This is a genomic window from Myxococcus hansupus (assembly GCF_000280925.3).
GTDB lineage: Bacteria > Myxococcota > Myxococcia > Myxococcales > Myxococcaceae > Myxococcus > Myxococcus hansupus.
Map to the genome: position 1 here is coordinate 6,275,698 of NZ_CP012109.1, position 20,195 is coordinate 6,295,892.

Consider the following 20,195-nt stretch of genomic DNA (forward strand, 5'->3'; position numbering starts at 1 on the left):
CGTCGACACATTGCGACGGGTGGGCAGGAGAGATGTCAACCGTTGAGTGTCCTCGCGCACGCACGCCCAGCGAGGATGGCGTCCTCCATGGAGGAGTACTCCCACTGCCCGTAGCGGCCGGCAATCTGGATTCCGGCATGCTCCAGGAAGCGCAGAATCTCCGTCTTCGCCGGACCATAGGCCTCGTCGTAGAGCACGTAGGCGTGGGGAATCTCGCGCGCCTGGGCGAAGAGAACGTCGTCCGCGGAGTGAATCATCTGCGAGCGCACCAGGTCCTCCACGGCGTACTTCTCCGCGGCGGCCGGGGACAGCTCACCGTGGTGGCTGTACTCCACGTAGAACGTGGACGTGTCCGGCGGCGCCAGCGGCGCGTACACGGCGGAGGGCGAGCCGATGCGGTACGTGTGGAACTCCGGCTCCGGCAGGTAGATCCAATGCCAGGGCTGGCGGTTGGCGCCCTTGGCGCCCACGGCCACGTAGGTGACGGTGGTGGCGCGAAGCTGCTTCGCCGCGGCCTGCACCGCGTCGGGCACACCGGACTCGCTCTGGGCCAGCAGCTTCACCAGCCCCGGCAGCGAGATGCTGGACACCAACCCCGCATAGGGCTGCACGGTGCCGTCCGACAGCGTCACCTTCCGGGCCTTCCAATCGACGGAGGTGGGCTCGGTGTGCGTGCTGAGCTGACCGCCCTTCAGGTGGCTGAGCATGGCGCGGGCGAGGCTCTCGATGCCGCCCTCGCGCGGGTACAGGAAGGACGCGTTGTAGCCCACGGCGTCGCTGCCGGCGCCCAGGGCCCCATCCACCACTTCCTTGAGGTTGGGGCGCGGCACGAAGCGGCCCACCCAGGCGGCGGACATCTCGCGCGGGTGCACCGTCCAGAGCTTCTGGTTGTAGGGCACCATGAAGTTCTTCGCGAAGCCCTCCCCCATGTAGCGGAGGATGAACTCCTCGAAGTTGGTCGGCTCGCGCTCGCGCAGCGCACGGCCCTTCTCACCGTAGACGGCCTCGACGTAGCCGGTGAGGTTCTCCGCCACCACCTCCGGTGGCAGGCCGTGCGTGTTCACCTGGTACGGGAAGCGGGTGAAGACGCCGCGCGTGAAGATGCCCGCCTTGCGCTGGATGCGGACCATCTGATCCGGCAGCCACAGCGTGTTCACCAGGGCCTGGATCTCCGGATCCCTCAAGTGGAGCCAGTGACCGGTGGGGTCGAAATAACACCCCTGGATGACCTCGGTCTTGATGAGACCGCCGACCCGGTCGGACTTCTCGATGAGTCGCCAGGGCTTGTTCAGGAAGTGGGCGGTGGACAGGCCCGCGAGGCCCGCGCCCAGAATGACGATGGGTTCCATACGAGGGCGGGTCTACCACCTTCCACTCCGGGAGCGGCGAAACGAACGCGGGGTGCTGACCGGTGGAACGCGGGGGCCCTCGCCCGCTCGCTCGGGAGGGTGCGGTTCAACCTCCTCGTGCGCGTTCTTTCCGGGCTGGAAACGCCTCTGGTAGCCTGCGCGCACCGCGAAGGCGCTCGGTCCCCCTCTCGCGAGCTCGGAACCCCATGAAAGTCTCCTGCCCGTCTTGCCAGACGAACTACAACATCGATGACAAGCGGATCCCCCCGGGCGGCGCGAAGCTCAAGTGTGCCCGGTGCCAGACCACGTTCCCCATCAAGCTTGATGCGGTGAGCGCGCCCCCGGCGACCGAGGCCGCCGTTCCCCTCCCGGGAACGTCCGCGCCCGCCCCGCAGGCCCCCGCGCCCCAGGCCGCCGCCATCCCGCTGCCCGGTGCCGCGTCTCAGGCCGCCGCCATCCCGCTGCCCGGTGCCTCGTCCCAGGCCGCCGCCATCCCGCTGCCGGGGGCGGCCTCGCACGCTGCGGCCATCCCGCTGCCGGGTGCCGCTGCGCCCCAGGCTGCCATCCCCCTGCCGGGAAGCCCCGCATCTCAGGCCGCCGCCATCCCGCTTCCAGGTTCGCCCGCGGCTGCCGGAGCCATTCCGCTGCCGGGTTCGTCCGCCGCCATCCCGCTGCCGGGTGGCCCTGGGGCTGCTGGAGCCATCCCGCTGCCGGGTGCCCCTGCGTCTGCCGGAGCCATCCCGCTTCCGGGTTCGCCCGCGCCTGCCGGAGCCATCCCGCTGCCGGGCACCGCCGCGCCCCAGGCCGCCATCCCACTGCCGGGCGCACCGACGGGCGCTGGCGCCATCCCGCTGCCCGGAGTGCCCGCTGGCGCGCAGGCCATCCCCCTCCCGGGTGCCACGGCCGGAGCCATCCCCCTCCCGGGCGCCACTGCCGGTGCCATCCCCCTGCCGGGTGCCACTGCCGGCGCCATCCCGCTGCCCGGAGCGCCCGCGGCCCAGGCCGCCATTCCGCTTCCTGGAGCCGCTGCCGGCGCCATTCCCCTGCCGGGCGTCTCCGATCCATTCGGAGCCGACCCCGGTGCCGCCATTCCCTTCCCCGGCGGCGACCCTGAGCCCGATCCGTTCGCCTTCGACATGAGCGAGCCCGAGCAGGCCGCCCCGCAGCCGGACGCGTTCGGCTTCGACATGGGCACGCCCGCCGGAGCCGCCCCCGAGGAGGACGCCTTCGCCTTCGACATGAGCTCGCCGGCCGAGGCCGCGGCGGCCATGCCGCAGTCCGGCGGAGATGTCTCGCTCGACGCGTTCGGGGGGTACGACGAGGACCCCGTCCAAGAGACCCGCGACGTGACCCGCGTGGTCGCCATTCCGATGCCGACCGACGCCTTCCGCGAGCCGCCCGCTCCGGACTCCGGTTATGGCGTGAACGAGCCCGCGGGCACGGCGCGCGACTTCGACTTCGACACCACCGAAGCCCCCGCGGAAGACGCCTCGCAGGGCTACGGGGTCGACGCGCCCGCCGGCACGGCGCGCGACTTCGACTTCTCCGACGACGCCCTGCCCGTTCCCGTGGAGGCCGCGCCCCCCGAGGACGCGTTCGCCTTCGACATCGAGTCGCCCACGGGCGACGCGCAGGCCGCGGTTCCCGAAGCGGACCCGTTCGCCCTGCCGCCGCCCGCCGCCAGCGCGCCCATGGACGACCCGTTCGCCCTGCCTCCGCAGGAGGACGCCTTCGCGCTGCCGCCGCATCCCGACGCGTACGCGATGCCCTCGGCGCCCGAGGACTCACCCTACGCGATGCCGCCGCCCGCGGCTGGCGCGCCCTCGTTCGACTTCGACGAGCTGCCTGTGCCCGCGAACGGGGACCCGTTCGCCCTGCCGCCGCCCGCCGCGGACTTCTCCGACCTGCCCGCGCCCGCGGCGCCCCAGGCCTTGGAGTTCGCGGACCTGCCGACCCCGGCCGCGCCCGCTCCGGACCTTTCGTTCGACTTCAACGAGCCCCCGGCGCCCTCGGCGGACCCGTTCGCCGTCGACTTCAGCGCGCCTCCGCCGGCCGCGGATCCGTTCGCCGCGGACTTCGGCTCCGTCCCGTCCGGGGACCCGTTCGCCGTCGACTTCAGCGCCCCGCCTCCGGCCGCGCCCGCTCCCGCGGCGGACCCGTTCGCCATCGACTTCGCAGAGCCCACCGCGCCCCCGGTCTCCGTCAACCCGGCGGTGGACTTCGGCGACGTGGACTTCGGCTCGCCCGCGCCGTCGCCCTCCATTCCGGACTCGCTCGAGTTCGACCCCACCGCCCGGCCGGATGACGACCTGGAGGCGGACCTCTCCGACCCGCTGCCGCCGCCGCCCAACGCCGGCCCCGCGGACGGCCTGGAGATGCTGTCCTTCATCGACGACGCCGCGGGCAAGGAGAGCGGCGCGCAGGCCGGCGCCAAGGTGCGCCGTTTCCACGTCCGCCGCCGCTCCGGCAAGGTGTTCGGCCCGTTCGACGAAGGCGTCATCGTCAAGATGCTCGAGGACGGGCAGCTCCTGGGGAACGAGGACGTCTCGCTCGACTCGGAGGCCTGGTCCGCCATCGGCACGGTGCCCACCTTCGCCGCCGCCATCCAGCGGCTGATGGAAGGGCCCGCCAAGCTGGTGACGCCCACCGCGGCCCCCGCCACCACCGTGGTCGACGCGCCCCATGTGGAAAGCGCCAGCCCGCAGGCCAACATGCGGCGCCTGGAGCAGCTCTACGAGGGCCGCATGGCCGCGGTCTCCGTGGTGGACCGCAGCGGCCACACGGAGAAGTGGAAGAAGCGCATCCCCGCGATGATCGCCGCCGGCGTGGTGGTGGTGGTGGCGGGCATCGGCGCGGCCACGGAGTTCGGAACGCGCTACGGCGCCTTCGGCCGCCGTGCCCTCTTCCCCGCGCGCATCTCCAGCGGCACCGCCGAGGCCAAGCAGGTCGAAGAGGTCCAGAAGGCGCTGCTCCAGGACACCTTCGAGAGCTACAAGCAGGCCCGCGAGCTCAGCGCCCAGGTGCTCCAGAAGAAGGAGTACCCGGAGGTCCGCTCGCTGTGGTGCCAGTCGGTCTATTACCTCCAGCGCCGCTACGCCGCGGGCAACCCCAACGAGATGACCCGCTGCCGGCAGGACCTGGCGGAAATCGGGATGCTGGGTGAGAAGGACGTGGCCGTCATCAAGGCGTCCGCGGCCATCGCCCTCACGGGTCGCCAGGCCGATACCATCATCCCCACCCTCAGCGGCGCCTACAGCCGGGAGGACACCCAGGGCGACCTGGAGCTGGCCTTCCTGCTGGCCGAGGCCTACGGCCAGAAGCGCGACGAGAAGCGCGCCCTGGACACGTTGAGCAAGGTGCTCGCGAAGGACCCCAAGTCCGCCAAGGCCCACCACGCCGTGGGCAACCTGCACCAGGCCGCCGACCGCGCCGACGAGGCCGTCGCCGCGTATGCAGCCGCCCTGGAAGCGGACCCGAAGCACGTGGCGTCCGCCGTGGAGCTGGCCGCCGTGGAGCTGCTGGTCCGCAAGGACGTCGCGAAGGGCACCGAGGCCGTGGAACGGGCGCTCGCCACGGACGTGCAGTCCGCGCTGGGGCCCGCGGAGCTGGCCCGGGCCCGGGGACTCAAGGGCGTGGCGCTGTTCCAGAAGCACCAGCCGAAGGAGGCCGAGGCCGAGCTGAAGGCCGCCCTGGAGATGGACGGCAAGTCGCCCTTCCTTCGCGGCCAGCTCGCGCGCGTGATGCGGGCCCAGCGCAACTTCGACGCGGCGCTCCCCATCTACGAGGCGCTGGCGGCGGAGGAGGCCGGCAACCTCGAGTTCGCGGACGGCCACATCACCGCGCTGGTGATGACCGGCAAGATGCAGGACGCGCTGGAGGCGGTGAAGAAGGCGAACGGCGTGTTCCCCAACGAGGCCCGCATCGCCTACCTCTACGGCCGCATCGAGGACGCGCTGGACAAGCTCGCCGACGCGGAGGGGCACTACAAGCGCGCCATCGCCGCGGACGAGAACCTGGTGGAGGCGCGCCTCTACCTGGGCCGCTTCTACCTGGCCCAGCGGCGCAACGCGGAAGCCCGCGGTCAGCTCGACGAGGCCGTGAAGCGGGCGCCGGAGCATGCCGGCGTGCGCGCGGGCCTGGGCGAACTGGCCCTGGCGGAGAACAACGCGCTGCTGGCCCAGCAGGAGTTCGAGCGGTCCGTGAAGATCGACCCCATCCTCGCCGACGCCCACCTGGGCCTGTCGCGCGTGGCCCTGCTGACGGACGACCTGGAGACGGCGAAGTCCGAGGCCAACCGCGCCCTGGAGCTGGACCCGCACCTGCTCAAGGACGGCCGGCTGCAGCGCGGCCTCGTGCTGTGGCGGCTGGGGCAGCTCGAGGAGGCCGTGGCCGAGCTGGAGAAGGCGAAGACGGAGGACCCCCGCTCCACCACGATTCCCATCACGCTGGGCGCGGTGCTCCTGGAGCGCGGTGACCTGCCGGGCGCGGAGAGCAACCTGGGCCTCGCGCTGAGCAACGAGCCCTCCAACCACGAGGCGCTCTACTACCTGGCGCTCGTCAAGGCGAAGCGGCTGGAGTTCACCCAGGCGATGGACAACATGCGCAAGGCCGTGGAGCGCGCGCCCAACCGCCCGGACTACCACTACGCCTACGGCGTCATCCTGCGGGACGCGAAGAACCTGCCGGACGCCATGGCCGCCTGGCGCAAGGCCGTGGAGCTGGACCGCAACCACGCGGACGGCCACGAGGCGCTGGGCCACGCCCTGCTGGAGAGCAGCCAGTTCGATGAGGCCATCGCCGCGTTCGAATCCAGCCTGAAGGCCGACCCCCGCCGCACCCGGGTGCTGGGCTCCATTGGCGACGCCTACTTCGCCGCCGCCCGCTGGAACGACGCCATCAAGCGTTACCAGTCCGCCCTGAAGGCGGACCCCAAGCTGGCCTACGTCTATTACAAGGTCGCCCGCGCCTTCACCGAGCAGGCCCAGCACGCCAAGGCCATCGACTGGTACCGCAAGGCCACCAATCTGGAGCCGGAAAACCCCATGGCCTACTACTACCTGGGCTTCGCGTATAAGGAGCGGAACAAGAAGCGCGAGGCCGTCCAGGCCTTCAAGGACTACCTGTCGCGCAAGCCGAACGCGACGGACAAGAAGGACATCGAGGACGAAATCTACGACCTGCAGAACTGAGGTCGCGTCCCACCGCCCCCGCTCGCCCGGCACGCCGTGGCGTCAGGGGGCGGGGCCAGGGGGCGTCCGGCCCTGAGCACCCCGGTTGCGAGGAACCTTGCTGGCCTCACCGGGGGTGACTACAAGGCGTCCTCCATGCTGGACCTCCGGAACGTTGCGCAGAACTTCGATGCGGTGGTCGCCCGGCTCAAGACGCGGGGCGGCAACCTGGATTTGGGCCCTTTCCAGCGGCTCTTCGCCGAGCGCCGCGAGCTGTACGTCTCCGTGGAGTCGCTGGCCGCGCGCCGCAACGCCGCCAACGAGGAGATGAAGCGCAAGGCGAAGGAGGACCCCAAGGCGCTGGACGCGCTGCGCGGCGACCTCCGCGCCGTCTCCCAGGAAATCAAGGAGAAGGAGGCGCGCCTCAAGGAAGTGGAGGAGGAGCTCAACCGCATCCTCCTGCTCATCCCCAACGTGCCCCATGAGTCCGTCCCGGTGGGCAGCGACGCCGAGGACAACGTCCAGGTGGCCCTCTGGGGCGAGAAGCCCGACCTGCTCTTCGCGCCCAAGCAGCACTTCGAGCTGGGTGAGAAGCTGGGCATGCTCGACTTCGAGCGCGCCGCCAAGGTGTCCGGCAGCCGGTTCACCTTCTACAAGGGCGCGCTGGCGCGGCTGGAGCGGGCGCTCGTCACCTTCATGATCGACGTGCACTCCCACAAGGGCTACACGGAGCTGCTCCCGCCCTATCTGGTGCTGCGCGAGACGATGATGGGCACCGGCCAACTGCCCAAGTTCGAGGACGACGTCTTCAAGACGGTGGGAGAGCCCGAGCGCTTCCTCATCCCCACCGCCGAAGTCCCCGTCACCAACTACCACTCGGACGAAATCCTGGAGGGCGAGTCCCTCCCCATCCGCTACTGCGCCTTCAGCCCCAGCTTCCGCGCGGAAGCCGGCGCCGCGGGCAAGGACACCCGCGGCCTCATCCGTCAGCACCAGTTCCACAAGGTGGAGCTGGTGAAGTTCGCCCAGCAGGAGAAGAGCCTGGACGAGCTCGAGTCCATGACGGACGACGCCTGCGACATCCTCCGCCGCCTGGGCCTCCACCACCGCGTGATGCTGCTGTGCACCGGGGACATGGGCTTCAGCGCACGGAAGACGTACGACATCGAGGTCTGGATGCCCGGGCAGAACGCCTACCGGGAGATTTCGTCCTGCTCCGACTGCGGCGACTTCCAGGCCCGCCGGGCGAAGATTCGCTACCGGGCCCAGAAGGGGGACAAGCCCCAGCTCGCCCACACGCTCAACGGCAGCGGCCTGGCGGTCGGCCGGACGACCATCGCCATCCTGGAGAACTACCAGCGCGAGGACGGAAGCGTGGCCATTCCGGAGGCGTTGGTGCCGTACATGGGCGGGCTGAAAGAGCTGAAACCGATTTGAGTCTGAATCCGGCTTGCAACGCGCGAAGAATCAGGTAGAAGGGCGGCCCCACGGACGTCGGTCCGGGGGGTGCCAAGTCGGCCCCGGTGGTATGGAGGCGTGGCCGAGCGGTTGAAGGCAGCGGTCTTGAAAACCGCAGAGGGTGAAAGCTCTCCGTAGGTTCGAATCCTACCGCCTCCGAAGTTTTGTTCTTGAATTTGTTGGCTCTTTGACAGAGAAGAGTTGGAGAGATGGCCGAGAGGCTGAAGGCACAGGTTTGCTAAACCTGCATACTCGAAAGGGTATCGAGGGTTCGAATCCCTCTCTCTCCGCCACTTGTTGTTGTAGCAGCGCCGGAAGAAAATGCTCCCTTAGCTCAGCTGGATAGAGCGTCGGACTACGAATCCGAAGGCCGGAGGTTCGAATCCTCCAGGGAGCGCACTTCTTTCGAGCAGTTCTCCATGAGTGACGAAGCTTTCATGCAGCAGGCGCTAACGCTCGCGCGGGAAGCGGCGGAACTCGGAGAGGTCCCCGTTGGTGCAGTTGCGGTATTGGACGGTGCAGTCGTTGGCACTGGCTTCAATCGCCGGGAGGTGGACCGAAACCCACTTGCTCACGCTGAGATGTTGGCAATGGATGCCGCAGCCCGGAAGATCGGTGCTTGGCGGCTCTCGGGTGTCACCCTGTATGTGACGCTTGAGCCTTGTGCCATGTGCGCCGGAGGCTTGGTGCAATCTCGTGTGACACGACTTGTTTTCGGTGCTTCGGATCCGAAAGCAGGTGCCGTGGGTTCGCTCTACAATCTCGTCGAAGAGCCTCGACACAATCACCGGCTCCAAGTCACAAGTGGTATTCTGGCGGACGAGAGTCGCCTGTTGCTGAAGACGTTTTTCGGACGCTTGCGTGCGAAGAAACGTGAAAATTGAATACTGGAGAGCTGGCCGAGTGGTCGAAGGCACCTGACTCGAAATCAGGCATACCGGTAACGGTATCGTAGGTTCGAATCCTACGCTCTCCGCTCCAGCTTTTATGGAGAGGTGGCCGAGCGGTTGAAGGCGCACGCCTGGAACGCGTGTATATCTGAAAGGGTATCGTGGGTTCGAATCCCACCCTCTCCGTTGTTGTTTCTGCAGCACGTCGTTACAATTTTTATGGTCGGGACAACGTGGGGGCGTGAACCCCGCCAGGTCCGGAAGGAAGCAACGGTAGCGTACTTCCGCGTGTGTCCCGGCCGTCCTTTTATGAAGAGCCGGTGTCCTTTTCGGGGCACCGGCTCTTCGCCTTTGCGGGCTTGCCGCGCCCTCCCCTACTCACCTCGGGAGAGCATCGTCTCTCGCCCAATCCGGCCGATGATGCGAAAGCCGCCGGCCTGGAGTTCCTTGAGGGCCCGGTCCTCGAAGGTGACGGCGCGGTTGAACCGCGCATCTCGCAGGGCGTGCTGGAAGGCAGCGTCTCGCGGCCAGTCGCAGGTGAGCCAGGGAATCCGCTTCCCCAGGTAGAAGAAGCCACCCGAGCCCCACAACCCTTCGTTGACGATGAGCAGCCCCCGCGCGTCGCCCCGGGTGGCGGCCACAATCGCGCGAATCTGGTCCGCCCGCAGGTCTCCGGACGGGAAGACGGCGCCCACCGCCAGCGAGCTGACCAGGGCGAGCCCCGTGAGACTCCACCGGGTGCGTGGCCCGAACTCTTGAGCCAGGAAGGTCACCACCGACGGAGCCGCGGCCAGGATGAGCAGCACCAGGGCGGGATAGAGGAAGCGCTCCTCCTTGTGCGCGGTGGCCAGCAGCACCCCGGCGTATGCGGTGGCGCACCAGAGCGGGAGGGAGATGGCGCGCCGCTGACGGAGCGCGGAAAGGGCCGATGGCACGGCGGCCCAGAGCCAGAGCGGGACGGCGGCGAGGAACGGCTTCACGTAGAAGCCAGGCGCGTCCGCGCCGAACTGGGCCGCGGCCCTCCCCGAGAAGACGTTGAAGCGGGCGTACGCGACGAAGGAATGGAAGGGTGTGCCCCAGGTCGCCCAGTCCAGTGTGCCCAGCGCCAGCGCCACCGCCAGGCCACTCGCGCAGGTGAAGGCGAGCAGCCGCCACCGCCTTGATGCCGCCAGCCAGACCAGGGCCGCGAGGACGAAGATGGCGGACGGGTAGCGCGCCACCACCGCCAGCCCCAGCGCCAGTCCGCCCACGAGCCCCGCGCGTGTCTCCCGTTCGCGGCGGTCCAACGCTTCCATGGCCACCACGAGGAGTGAGGCGGAAATCGACTCGGCCATGGTGCGGCCCGCGAAGACGAGCACCGGCCCATAGAGGCCTACGAACAGCGCCGCCCATCCGCCACCGGTGGGGCCGGCGCGGCGCTCGGCGAAGCGGTATGCGGCCCAGAGACTCCAGGCATGAAGCGCGGCCTGGGGAATCGCCAACACGGCGCGGTACGCCCGTGGCTCGGTGATGCCGAGCGCGTCCGCCAGCTTGAGGAAGCCCGCCAGCACGCCGGGCACGGCCCAGTTGCGGAGCCCGTCACGCCACTCCCAGGCCAGCACGCCGTAGCCATGCACCCGCCACCAGGCAGGCTCGAGCGCCTGGAACACCTCGTCCGGGTGGATTCGGCCCAGTTGCGCCACGGCGATGACGCCTGGGAGCAGGGCCACGGCGGACAACACCCAGCGGGTCCAGTTCCTGGCGGGGGCGCCGCGCGGCACGTCCTCCGGGAGTTCGACAGGTGCGAGCAACGGGTCGACAGCGGTGGGTGCGGCGAGGTCTGGCGCGGACACGGGCGCGGTCGACTCTTCCCCTCCGTGAAGCCGGACGCAAGGCTCGCGACGTTCGTCCGCCCGCCCCCCACTCGGCCCGGAGCGAAGGAGGACCACCGTGAGTGGAATCCCACCTCGTGGGAGGGCAACGACATGGATCATTCACGCCGCCGTGTTTAGATGACGCCCCCCATGAGCTACCTCGTTCTCGCCCGCAAATGGCGCCCGCAGAAGTTCGACGACATGACCGGACAGGAGCACGTCGTCCGGACCGTTGCGAACGCCATCAAGATGGACCGGGTCGCACACGCGTACCTGTTCTGCGGACCTCGCGGCGTGGGCAAGACGACGGCCGCCCGCCTTCTCGCCAAGGCCCTCAACTGTGAGAAGGGCCCCACCGCGCAGCCGTGCGGCGAGTGCCGCGCCTGCACGGAGATTGCCGCCGGCACCAGCGTGGACGTGGCGGAAATCGACGGTGCGTCCAACAACGGCGTCGAGAACGTCCGCGAGATTCGAGAGAACGCGAAGTACCTGCCGCAGCGGGACCGGCACAAAATCTACATCATCGACGAGGTCCACATGCTGTCGGGGGCGGCGTTCAACGCGCTGCTCAAGACGCTGGAGGAGCCGCCCGGGCACGTGAAGTTCATCTTCGCGACCACGGAGGCGCACAAGCTCCCGGACACCATCTTGTCGAGGTGCCAACGCCATAACTTCCGGCGGATTCCCGCGGCGCGGATGCTTCAGCGGCTCCAGGAAATCTGCAAGGCGGAGGGCGCTGGCATCTCCGACCGCTCGTTGTCGCTGGTGGTGCGCCAGTCCGAAGGCGGCATGCGCGATGCGCTGAGCCTGTTGGACCAGGTGCTCGCCTCGTGCGGCGCCAACCCCTCCGATGAAGAGGTGGCCGAGGCGCTGGGCGCCATCGACCGCACGCTGGTGCAGGACTTCGCTGACGCGCTGGTCCACAAGGACGCCAAGCGGGTGTTGGAGCGCGTGGAGGAGGTCTTCAACCGCGGGCTCGACTTGAAGCGACTGGCGGAGGAGCTCGCGTTCCAACTGCGGCACCTCTTCGTCACCAAGACGCTGGGCAAGGCCCCCGACGAGCTGGCCGAGTCCGAACAGAAGGCGCTGGTGGCGCTGGCGCAGGACGCGGAGCCCGCGCAGCTCACCCGGCTGTTCGACGTGGTGCACGGCTGCATCTGGGATGTGTCGCGCGCGGCCCAGCCTCGGCTGGCGCTGGAGATGGCGCTGCTCAAGGCCATCCAGTTGTCTCCGGGTGGCTCCATTCCCGAGCTGCTTGCCCGCGTGGACAAGCTCGCGGCGGGGATGGGTGACGGGTCCGCCAAGTCGAACGCTGGAGCGCCAGGAGGTCGCTCCAGTCCCGCCAACTTTCGCGCCTGAGACACGGCACGAAGCACCCGCACACGCCACCGCTCCGGCACCACGTCCGTGGGAGGCCCGAGGTGCGCCCGCAGCGGCGCAGGCTCCGAATCCGGACGCAGGCATGCGAACGGACTTCGGTTCGGGTCAGAGCCCTGTGTCCGCGCAGCCGGGCCACAGCGACATGCCGCGCGCCAGCGGGTTCAGCACTCCGGAGCAAGATGCATCGCCTCGACTGAGTCCTGCGTCCGCGAAGTTCGGCCATGACAGTCCGGCCGTCGCTGGCGGGCACCACGTAGGTGCCATGCGCCACGATGCGCCGCCCCCCGCCGGTGACTTTTCCGCGCCGATGCGTCCCGAGGAGCCGCCGCGCTTCAGCGCCGACGCGGCGGCCATCCGCCACGACGAGCCCCCGCGTGTCGCGACACCACCGGTCCCGCGCATGGACGACCTGTCCCCGTCGGCGGCCAGGCCCTTGTCGTTCCTGCGCAATGGCGGTGGAGCCAACGGTGGCGCGCCCTCCGAGCCCCAGGGCTATCAAGCCACGCAGATGATTCCCTCTGGGCCCGTGATGGAGGGCCTGTCGCCATCGGCGGCGCGTCCGCTCTCCTTCCTCCGAAACGGCGGCTCGGCCCAGCCTCCCGCGGTCTCCACGGAACCACCCGCTGGCGCCACGCCGCTGTCGCGCACCACGGAGCCCGCTCCGACGGTCCGGGTGACCAACATCCGTCGGCCGGAGCCCATCGCCGCCGAGGCAGCGGACTTCGCGGAAGAAGACGCGCGCTACTACCCCGAGGAGAACTCCCCCGAAGGCTGTGCCTCCGGCGAGTGCATCCCCGATGAAGCCGCGCCGGCATCGTCCGTGCCCCCGGTTGCGCAGGCACAGGCCGCCCCCCCACCGGCGCCAATTGAGCCTCCGCGCCCATCCGCTCCGATGGCAGCCACCCGCCCGCCAGCGCCGACCGAGCCCCCTCGCCCATCTTCTCCAATGATGGCCGCGCCTCCTGCGGCAGCGGCATACCGCCCTGCCCCGGCGGCACCCGAGCCCACACTCGCCAGCGAGCCCGAACCGGAGCCGCCCGCCCCCGTCGTCACCCGCTCTCGGGACAACCCGAACCTGCCCCTCATCGAGCGGTGGCGGGCCGCGGTGGAGACCGTGAAGTCCTCCCACCCCCGGCAGGGCGCGGCGCTGGCCAATGGCCGGCTGATGTCCATGCGGGGCGGTGAAATCGTCCTCGGCTTCCTGCCCGTGGCCGGATTCCACCGCATGGCCGTCAACTCCACCGCGGGCAAAGCCGCCGTGGACCGGGCCCTGGCCGAGCACTTCGGCCGCGCGGTGAAACTCACCCTTCAGGACGCGTCCCCGGACGATCCGCGACTGGGCCCCAGCCTGGCGGAGCAAGACGCCCAGAGCCGCGAGGCCCACGAGAAAAACACGGACAGCAAGGTCCGCAACCACCCGGCCGTCCGTGCGGTGCTCAAGTTCCTGGGCGGCGAAATCGAACACATCCAGGTCTACGAGCCCGAGCGCCCTGGGGCCGTGCCGGCGGCCGACACTCCCGACGACAGCGCCTGACAACCGTCGCGCGCAACGGTAGGGTGGCGCCCCATTCCACGCCGGAGCGGTGCCACGCATGGCACGCGCTCCCACGAGCACCGAGGAAGCATATGCCTGGCGTCGACCTGAACTACTTCATCCGGCAGGCGAACAAGCTGACGGAGAAGATTGAAGAGCGGAAGCAGCAGTTGGCCGAGGAGAGCGTCGAGGCCAAGGCCGGTGACGGCCGCGTCACCGTCGTCGCCAATGGCATCCAGGAGATCCGCAGCATCAAGATCGACAAGGAAGCCATCGACCCCACCGACACGTCGATGCTCGAGGACCTCATCACCGCCGCCGTGAATGCCGCCCTGGCGAGCAGCCGCCAGCACATGCAGCGCGAGCTCGCGAAAATCTCCGGCGGCGTCAAGATCCCCGGCATTACCTGATACCGGATGACCCCCGATCCGCTGAATCGACTCGTCGCCCAACTGGCGAAGCTGCCGGGCATTGGCGAGAAGACCGCGCAGCGCCTCGCGTTCTACATCCTGCGAGCGCCGGGTGAGTACGCGGCGGAGCTGTCGCAAGCCGTCCGCGAGGTGAAGGAGAAGGTGCACCTGTGCGTGCGCTGCTTCTCCCTCACCGACGCGGAGACCTGCAACTTCTGCCGGGACTCCCGCCGGGACGAACGCGTCCTCTGCGTGGTGGAGACCTTCGCCGACCTGATGGCGCTGGAGCGCACCCGCGAGTTCAAGGGCCGCTACCACGTCCTGCACGGCGTGCTGTCGCCGCTCGAAGGCGTGGGCCCCGAGCAGCTCCGCATCCGTGAGCTGCTGGAGCGGCTCAACGACGGCCGCGTCGAGGAGCTCATCCTCGCCACCAACCCGGACGTCGAGGGCGAGGCCACCGCGCTGTACCTGACGCGCCTGCTCAAGCCCATGGGCCTGCGCGTCACCCGCATCGCCCAGGGCTTGCCCATGGGCGGCGACCTGGAGTTCGCGGACCAGGCCACGCTCGCCAAGGCACTCTCCGCCCGCCGCGACCTGTAGGCCCCGCACGGGGGCGGCGCGAGGCTGCTCGCGCCGCTACTGCGTCACCCGCCACGTGAAGGGCATCACCACGGTGACTTCCTGGTCCCGATGCGCCGGGAAGCGCAGCCGCTCGGCCTGCGTCTCCAGGCAACGCCCCACGTTCGACGAAGCCAGCGGGCCTCGAGTCCCCGCACGCACCTTGCCCGACCCGACGATGGTGAGCTGCACCTGCACCTCACCCTGGCTCGAAGGCAGGTCCGCCTTGAAGCGCTCGAAGCAAGAGGAGATGCGCGAGCGGCCACGCGACACGACGCGCTGGACGTCCTCGATGCCCAACGTCACCCGCTTCTGCGCCGTCCCCTTCTTCGACGAAGCCACGGGCGCGGACTCCACCTGCTCCTCGTCCGCGTCCTCCTCATGAACCGCCTCGGCCACGGGCGGCTCGGAGTCCGGCGCCGCCACAGCCTGAGCGCTCCCAGCCGCGTCGATGGCCGCCGCACCTGAAGCACCGTCACCCGAAGGCACAAGCCCGGCAGCGGGCGGCGCGGCGACATCGCCCGCGACCGCAGGCGCATCCGCGGTCACCGCCGGAGGCACCGAAGACGGCGTCGTCATCCACTGCCGGTAGCCGACGATTCCCGCCGCCGTCAGCAACATGCCACCCGCGAGCCCCACCGCCAGCGTGCGCCAACGCGGCGCCGCGGCCGCCGTGGCCGGCTCTGGAGCCGAAGCCCCACGCGGCGCCGACGGCACATGCGCGGGCAACCCGCCTGGAGAAGAGGGACGCACGGACATGCCCGGCCGCTGCGCGGACGTGACATCGCCCTCGCGAGCGAGCACGCCGTACAGGTTCGTCCCCTGCGCTTCCGCCCCAGGCGTGGGAGCCAGAGCCCCCTCCCCCGTGGAACCAAAGGCCGCGGTCAGCGTCGCCAGCGTGGGAATGCGGGTGCGCTCGGTGTGGCGCTCCTCGCCGAAGTGCCCCTTCAGGAAGGGCCCGAGCTGCAACGTCCCGGAGCCGCTCAGGTGCTCGCCGAGGAAGGCCTCCAGGGCATTCGCGAACGCCTCCGCCGTGGGGTAGCGGTCCTCCGGCTTGAAGGCCATGGCCTTGAGCAGGATGGCCTCCAGCTCCTCCGGCAGGTCCGGCCGCAGCTCGCGCGGCGGCTTGAGCTCGCCCTGCAACAGGGCGTTGAGCACCGCGAGGTCGTTCTCCCGCGAGAAGGGCCGCACATGGGTGAGCGCCTCGTACAGGCTCACGCCCAGCGCGAAGACGTCCGCGCGGCGGTCCACCTCCTTGCCGCGCGCCTGCTCTGGCGCCATGTACATGTACTTGCCCTTCACCACGCCGGTGCGCGTGTTGACGAGCCGCGACTCGGCCTTGGCGATGCCGAAGTCCAGCACCTTCACCTGTCCCTGGTACGTCAGGTAGAGGTTCGACGGAGAGATGTCGCGGTGGACGACGTTCAGCGGCTGCCCGGCCTCGTTGGTGAACTCGTGCGCGAAGTGCAGGCCGCGCGCGGCGTCGATGAGGACACGCAGCACCACGGGCAGCGGCAGGTAGCTCCGCTTGCGCCCGGCCAGCCGCAGCGTCGTGGAGAAGTCCTCGCCCGCGAGGTACTCCATGCAGATGTAGTAGCAGCCCTCCGCGAAGCCCAGCTCCTGAATCTGGACGATGTTCGGGTGGGCCAGCTTCGCCGCCAGCCGCGCCTCGTCCCGGAACATCTCCACGAAGTCGGGGTTGTTCGTCAGGTGCGGCAACATCCGCTTGATGACGACATTGCGCTCGAAGCCATCCGCGCCGAGCAGCTTGGCGAGGAAGATTTCCGCCATGCCTCCTTCGGCCAGCTTCCGCACGAGCACGTACGGGCCATAGGGCTGCAACAAGGGCACGGGGGCCGCTTCCGGCACGGGCCGGGGGGTCGTCTGGGGGGGTGACATCCTCACGGCCCTCGCTGTTTCAAGGTGCGCACCGTATGGACCGCCGGGGCACCAGGACGCGTCATCTTAAACACCAACACGGGAGGCGAGCCCACCGGCTCCACCCAGGTGTTGAACCGGTGTTTGCCATCCAGCGGCACCGGGCGTCCATTGATGGACAGGCGGGCGTCCACCGGGGCAACCCCCGACGCTCGCACCCTTGCTCCCCCAGCCTGCCCATTGCGCGGTGCGGCCACGACGAGCTCCGGCACGGAGTTGTCGTACACCAGCTCCAGCTTGTTCATCCGCCCTCCCTTGAGCTGTGCACCCGTGGCGGAAAGCGGCGTGACGGACCAGAGGTAGCTGCCCTCGCCCAACGCGCCCGCATCCAGCGCGGCCCGCGTGTCCGTCACGGTGCGCTCCGTCACCGGCGAGTCCAGCGCACCCACGCGGTACACCGCCACGCGGTAGCGCGCGGCATTCTCTTCCGCGCCATAGGTGAACGTCACCGCCGGGGGCTTGTCCTGGTAGTAGATGGTCGTCTTGTCCGGGCCCTCGGGCACCACGTTGCGCACGCGCGCCAGTGAGCGCACCGCGCGCTCCGGCGCGAACGTCGCGTGTCCCGTCACCTGGGTGCCGTCCTTGCGGCGCACACGCCAGTGCAGGCTGCCGCGGGAAGGCGCGGGCACGTTGACGAAGGAGCGGAACACCGTGCCGGACAGCACCCGGCGCGTGAAGGCCGCGTCCTCGGCCACTTCCACCTCGGCCTCGCCCTCCCCCTCCCAGGTGAGCGCCACTTCGTGCAGCCCCGAGTGGAAGACCTCGGCGCCGTCGACGACGCCCAAGGCGAGCGGCGCCTGCGCCAACGGCGCCACCCGCGTCGCCGCGGCCACCGTGGCCCGCTCGCCCGCGCGCAGGGCCTGCCGCGCATCGCCTCGCACCAGCGTCACCTGCCCCGTCAGCGCGTCCACGAGATACCCCGCGGCCGTGCGCCGTACCGCCAGCCGCGCCTCGCCGCCGCCCTCCACCTGCAATCCCGGCAACACCAGGCGGCTGGTACGGCCTCGCGCGAGCTGCAGCCCCAACCAGCCCTTCAACAAATCCAGCCGCGCCTCATCGGTGGTGCCGCCCTGCTCCGCGGACGTCAGCACCACCTCCGCGTCCGACCCCAACGTCAGCACCGAAGCCGAGCCCGCCATCCCCAACACCGCCGTGCCCCCAGGCCGCGTGCGCACACTGTCGCCAGGCGACAGCGCCTCGCCCTGCTTCGCCACCTGACGCCAACGAGCGCTGCCCTTCCCCCGCACCTCCGCGCGCCCCGAGCCCAGGCGCACGGTCACCGCGATGGGCGCCAACTCCATGACGCGCGCGCCCTTCGCCACCAGCTCCGTCCGGCCCGACTTCGCCTCGACCGAGTCACCCTCGGCGGCGCGCACCGACTTGCCATCCCGTCCGATGAACTCGATGGCGCCCAGCCGCACTTCGACGCGGCCCGAGTCCTCCGCCACCTGCACGCGCACCTCACTGGGCTCCTCGGGGCCCACGCGCGTGAGGCCGAACGGCGTGCGGATGGTCAGCGCCACCTTCGAGCGCGGCCCCGTCTGCTTCACCTCGGCTGGCACGCGCGACAACAGGATGCCCCGTTCCACCTGGAGCACGATGCCGCCCGAGTCCTCGCCCAGCGCGAAGCGCGCGTCCGGCCCCACCTCCACCGAGCGGCCATCCGGAAAGCGCACCGTGGCGGCGCCGCCCGCGGACGTCTCCAGCGCGTCACCACCATAGAGCGGGCCCTCCGTGGCGGGCCCCTGCTTGCCCGCCCGCTCCAGGCGCACCTCGCCGCTCAGCCCCTCCAGCCGCCCGAGCGCCTCCCCCAGGCCCGCGTCCACCGACGCGCTGGCGGCGGGACGTGGCGCCTCCTCGTCCTTGTCACAGCCAACGAACACGAGCAGGAGGACCAGGAACCAACGACTCACCGTTTCCCCCTCGGGAAGAGGTCGACATTGAAGATGCTCCGCTCACCATCGCGCAAGGTGACGACCTTCGTCTGGGACTGATGCCCTCGCGCGGAGATGGTGATGCGGTAGGTGCCACCTCGCACCTGGACGTTGAAGGTGCCCTTCGCATCCGTGCGCGCGCGAACCCGGGCCTTCGTGATGAGGAGCGTCGCCACCAGCGGTTGACCGCCGCGCACGCTGCGGACCTGGCCCGACAACGTGGCCCGGACGCCCTTGCGGTCCTCCGCCAGCGGCACCGACAGCGAAGCCGCCTGCCCCGCGACGATGAACGCGGCCTCCTCCACCTTCCGAAAGCCCGCGGCCTTCACGGACACCGACACGGGCCCGGGCGGCAGCGACGCGACCTCCGCCTGCCCTGTCAGGTCCGTGCGCACTTCCACGGCCCCCACCGACACGGGGACACCGGGCAACGGAACGCCCGTGCGCGCGTTCACCACCGTCAGCCGAAGTGAGCCGGTCGGCGGCGGCAACGGGCTGGCCCGCACCTCCAGCTCCGAGCGCGCCCCGGCCTCCACCATGGCCGTCGCCTCCGTGTCGGCGTAGCCCTCCGCTCGGATGCGCGCGGACACCGCGCCGGGCGGCAGGGACTCCACGTCCACCCGCCCCTGCGCATCCGCCACGTGCTCTTCATCCCCCAGCGCCACGCGAGCACCCGGGAGCGGCGCGCCCGTGTTCGCATCCAGCACCCGGAACAGCATCCGCCCAGGCACCACCCGCACCGGCGGCGCCGCGGGCCGCGATGCCCTCGCACCGTCATGCCACGCCAGCTCCAGCGCCGCGCCCAGGCGCCGCAGTCGCTGCCGGGACTCCGTCCCATCCGCCAACGTCACCGCGTCCTGCACGTGCTGGAAGTCCAGCACCAGCGTGCCCGTCCACCAGTCCGCGCGCCGCAGCGGCACCAGCAACGCCCCGCCCGCCGAGAAACCCGTCGCCTCCGCGCGGCCTCCCGAGGCGTCCCGTACCGACAGCGACACCGGCAGCTCGCCACGCGCCTCCAGGCCCAACCCCAGGGGCAGCGGCACCCGCACCCGGCCATTCACCACCGCCGCGTGCCGCACACCTCGGAGCAGCACCGGCTCCGCTGAATCATGGAAGTGCGGAAGCTGCGCGAAGCCGTAGCCGGCGCCCACCTCCGCGCGCACCGGCCCCAGGAAGAAGCGCGCCCGGGGGCCCACCGAGGCCCTCAGCAGGCTGCCGCCCGTGATCCGCAGCGCGCCCTCCCGCAGGTCGAAGCCTTCCCGCTCCACCCCCGCCCAGGCGCCGAACCAGGACGTGCCCAGCCACGCGGTCCCCACCGCCGACAGGTCGTTCGGCGTGAGCCCCTCATAGGTGAGCCCGGGCCCTACATCCGCCTGACGCCCGTCCCGCAGGGCCACGCCATAACGAAGGCGCAACGAGGCGCGCTCGGCCACCTCCTCCGCCAGGACGGAGGGTGCGGCGAGCAGCACGAGGAGCACCAGCACCAGGCGCGCCGGAGGGGTACGCAGGGAAGGCGGGGGCGGCAAAACGCGGCGGAGTATAGAGAAAGCGGGGAAGGCCCCCAACCCCGCGTCCTGGCTGTTTCAGATGGATCCGCCGATCCGTGGCCTTTACCCCCCAAAGCCGCCGGGGGACCGGGGAAGCAGCACGGAAGTCCCTCCAG

12 protein-coding genes, 5 tRNA genes and 1 other RNA gene are annotated in these 20,195 nt (G+C 70.3%); 13 read left to right on the top strand and 5 right to left on the bottom strand.

What is annotated here, in order from left to right:
* Positions 1–35 precede the first annotated feature (35 nt).
* Positions 36–1,349: a protoporphyrinogen/coproporphyrinogen oxidase gene (locus tag A176_RS24405; protein WP_002637284.1), complete on the bottom strand. Its 1,314-nt coding sequence runs from the start codon at positions 1,347–1,349 to the stop codon at positions 36–38.
* 206 nt (positions 1,350–1,555) lie between these two features.
* Here A176_RS24405 and A176_RS40900 point away from each other — a divergent pair, with 206 nt between their 5' ends.
* The 9 genes from A176_RS40900 (at position 1,556) to ffs (ending at position 9,174) form a co-directional block, all read left to right on the top strand.
* Positions 1,556–6,538, top strand: coding sequence for a tetratricopeptide repeat protein (locus A176_RS40900; protein WP_044890950.1), 4,983 nt, complete (start codon positions 1,556–1,558; stop codon positions 6,536–6,538).
* Positions 6,539–6,673: 135 nt separating this feature from the next.
* Complete coding sequence (serS, locus tag A176_RS24415) at positions 6,674–7,954, top strand: serine--tRNA ligase (RefSeq protein ID WP_002637281.1); 1,281 nt, start codon at positions 6,674–6,676, stop codon at positions 7,952–7,954.
* Between the two features lie 93 nt (positions 7,955–8,047).
* Positions 8,048–8,134, top strand: a tRNA-Ser gene (locus tag A176_RS24420).
* A gap of 44 nt (positions 8,135–8,178) precedes the next feature.
* Positions 8,179–8,268 (top strand) — tRNA-Ser (locus tag A176_RS24425).
* Positions 8,269–8,298: 30 nt separating this feature from the next.
* Positions 8,299–8,372: transfer RNA gene (locus A176_RS24430), tRNA-Arg, on the top strand.
* Positions 8,373–8,394: 22 nt separating this feature from the next.
* A complete protein-coding gene (tadA, locus tag A176_RS38185; protein ID WP_044890969.1) occupies positions 8,395–8,859 on the top strand; it encodes a tRNA adenosine(34) deaminase TadA in 465 nt (154 codons plus the stop codon).
* A 5-nt stretch (positions 8,860–8,864) separates the two neighbouring features.
* Positions 8,865–8,951: transfer RNA gene (locus A176_RS24435), tRNA-Ser, on the top strand.
* Between the two features lie 13 nt (positions 8,952–8,964).
* Positions 8,965–9,051, top strand: a tRNA-Ser gene (locus tag A176_RS24440).
* A gap of 30 nt (positions 9,052–9,081) precedes the next feature.
* An RNA gene (gene ffs / locus A176_RS37640) (signal recognition particle sRNA small type) lies at positions 9,082–9,174 on the top strand.
* A 65-nt stretch (positions 9,175–9,239) separates the two neighbouring features.
* Here ffs and A176_RS24445 read toward each other — a convergent pair.
* Entirely contained in the window at positions 9,240–10,697 is a 1,458-nt protein-coding gene (locus tag A176_RS24445) for a glycosyltransferase family 39 protein (protein ID WP_044890951.1), read from the bottom strand.
* A gap of 171 nt (positions 10,698–10,868) precedes the next feature.
* On the opposite strand from A176_RS24445, the gene dnaX reads away from it, so the two are divergent.
* From dnaX to recR, 4 genes are all read left to right on the top strand, one after another.
* Entirely contained in the window at positions 10,869–12,077 is a 1,209-nt protein-coding gene (gene dnaX, locus A176_RS24450; RefSeq protein WP_002637277.1) for a DNA polymerase III subunit gamma/tau, read from the top strand.
* A 103-nt stretch (positions 12,078–12,180) separates the two neighbouring features.
* Positions 12,181–13,632, top strand: coding sequence for a DNA polymerase III subunit gamma/tau (locus A176_RS24455; protein ID WP_144429596.1), 1,452 nt, complete (start codon positions 12,181–12,183; stop codon positions 13,630–13,632).
* Positions 13,633–13,724: 92 nt separating this feature from the next.
* Positions 13,725–14,042, top strand: a complete 318-nt coding sequence (locus tag A176_RS24460; protein ID WP_002637275.1) for a YbaB/EbfC family nucleoid-associated protein — start codon at positions 13,725–13,727, stop codon at positions 14,040–14,042.
* 6 nt (positions 14,043–14,048) lie between these two features.
* Positions 14,049–14,642, top strand: a complete 594-nt coding sequence (gene recR / locus A176_RS24465) for a recombination mediator RecR (RefSeq protein WP_002637274.1) — start codon at positions 14,049–14,051, stop codon at positions 14,640–14,642.
* 36 nt (positions 14,643–14,678) lie between these two features.
* Here recR and A176_RS24470 read toward each other — a convergent pair whose 3' ends face one another.
* The 3 genes from A176_RS24470 to A176_RS24480 are packed head-to-tail and all read right to left on the bottom strand — an operon-like array spanning position 14,679 to position 20,016.
* A complete protein-coding gene (locus tag A176_RS24470) occupies positions 14,679–16,559 on the bottom strand; it encodes a protein kinase domain-containing protein (RefSeq protein WP_044890952.1) in 1,881 nt (626 codons plus the stop codon).
* 2 nt (positions 16,560–16,561) lie between these two features.
* Positions 16,562–18,511, bottom strand: a complete 1,950-nt coding sequence (locus tag A176_RS24475) for a FecR family protein (protein WP_002637272.1) — start codon at positions 18,509–18,511, stop codon at positions 16,562–16,564.
* Positions 18,508–20,016, bottom strand: a complete 1,509-nt coding sequence (locus A176_RS24480) for an MSCRAMM family protein (protein WP_002637271.1) — start codon at positions 20,014–20,016, stop codon at positions 18,508–18,510. The genes A176_RS24475 and A176_RS24480 overlap by 4 nt, the downstream gene beginning before the upstream one ends.
* Positions 20,017–20,195 lie beyond the last annotated feature (179 nt).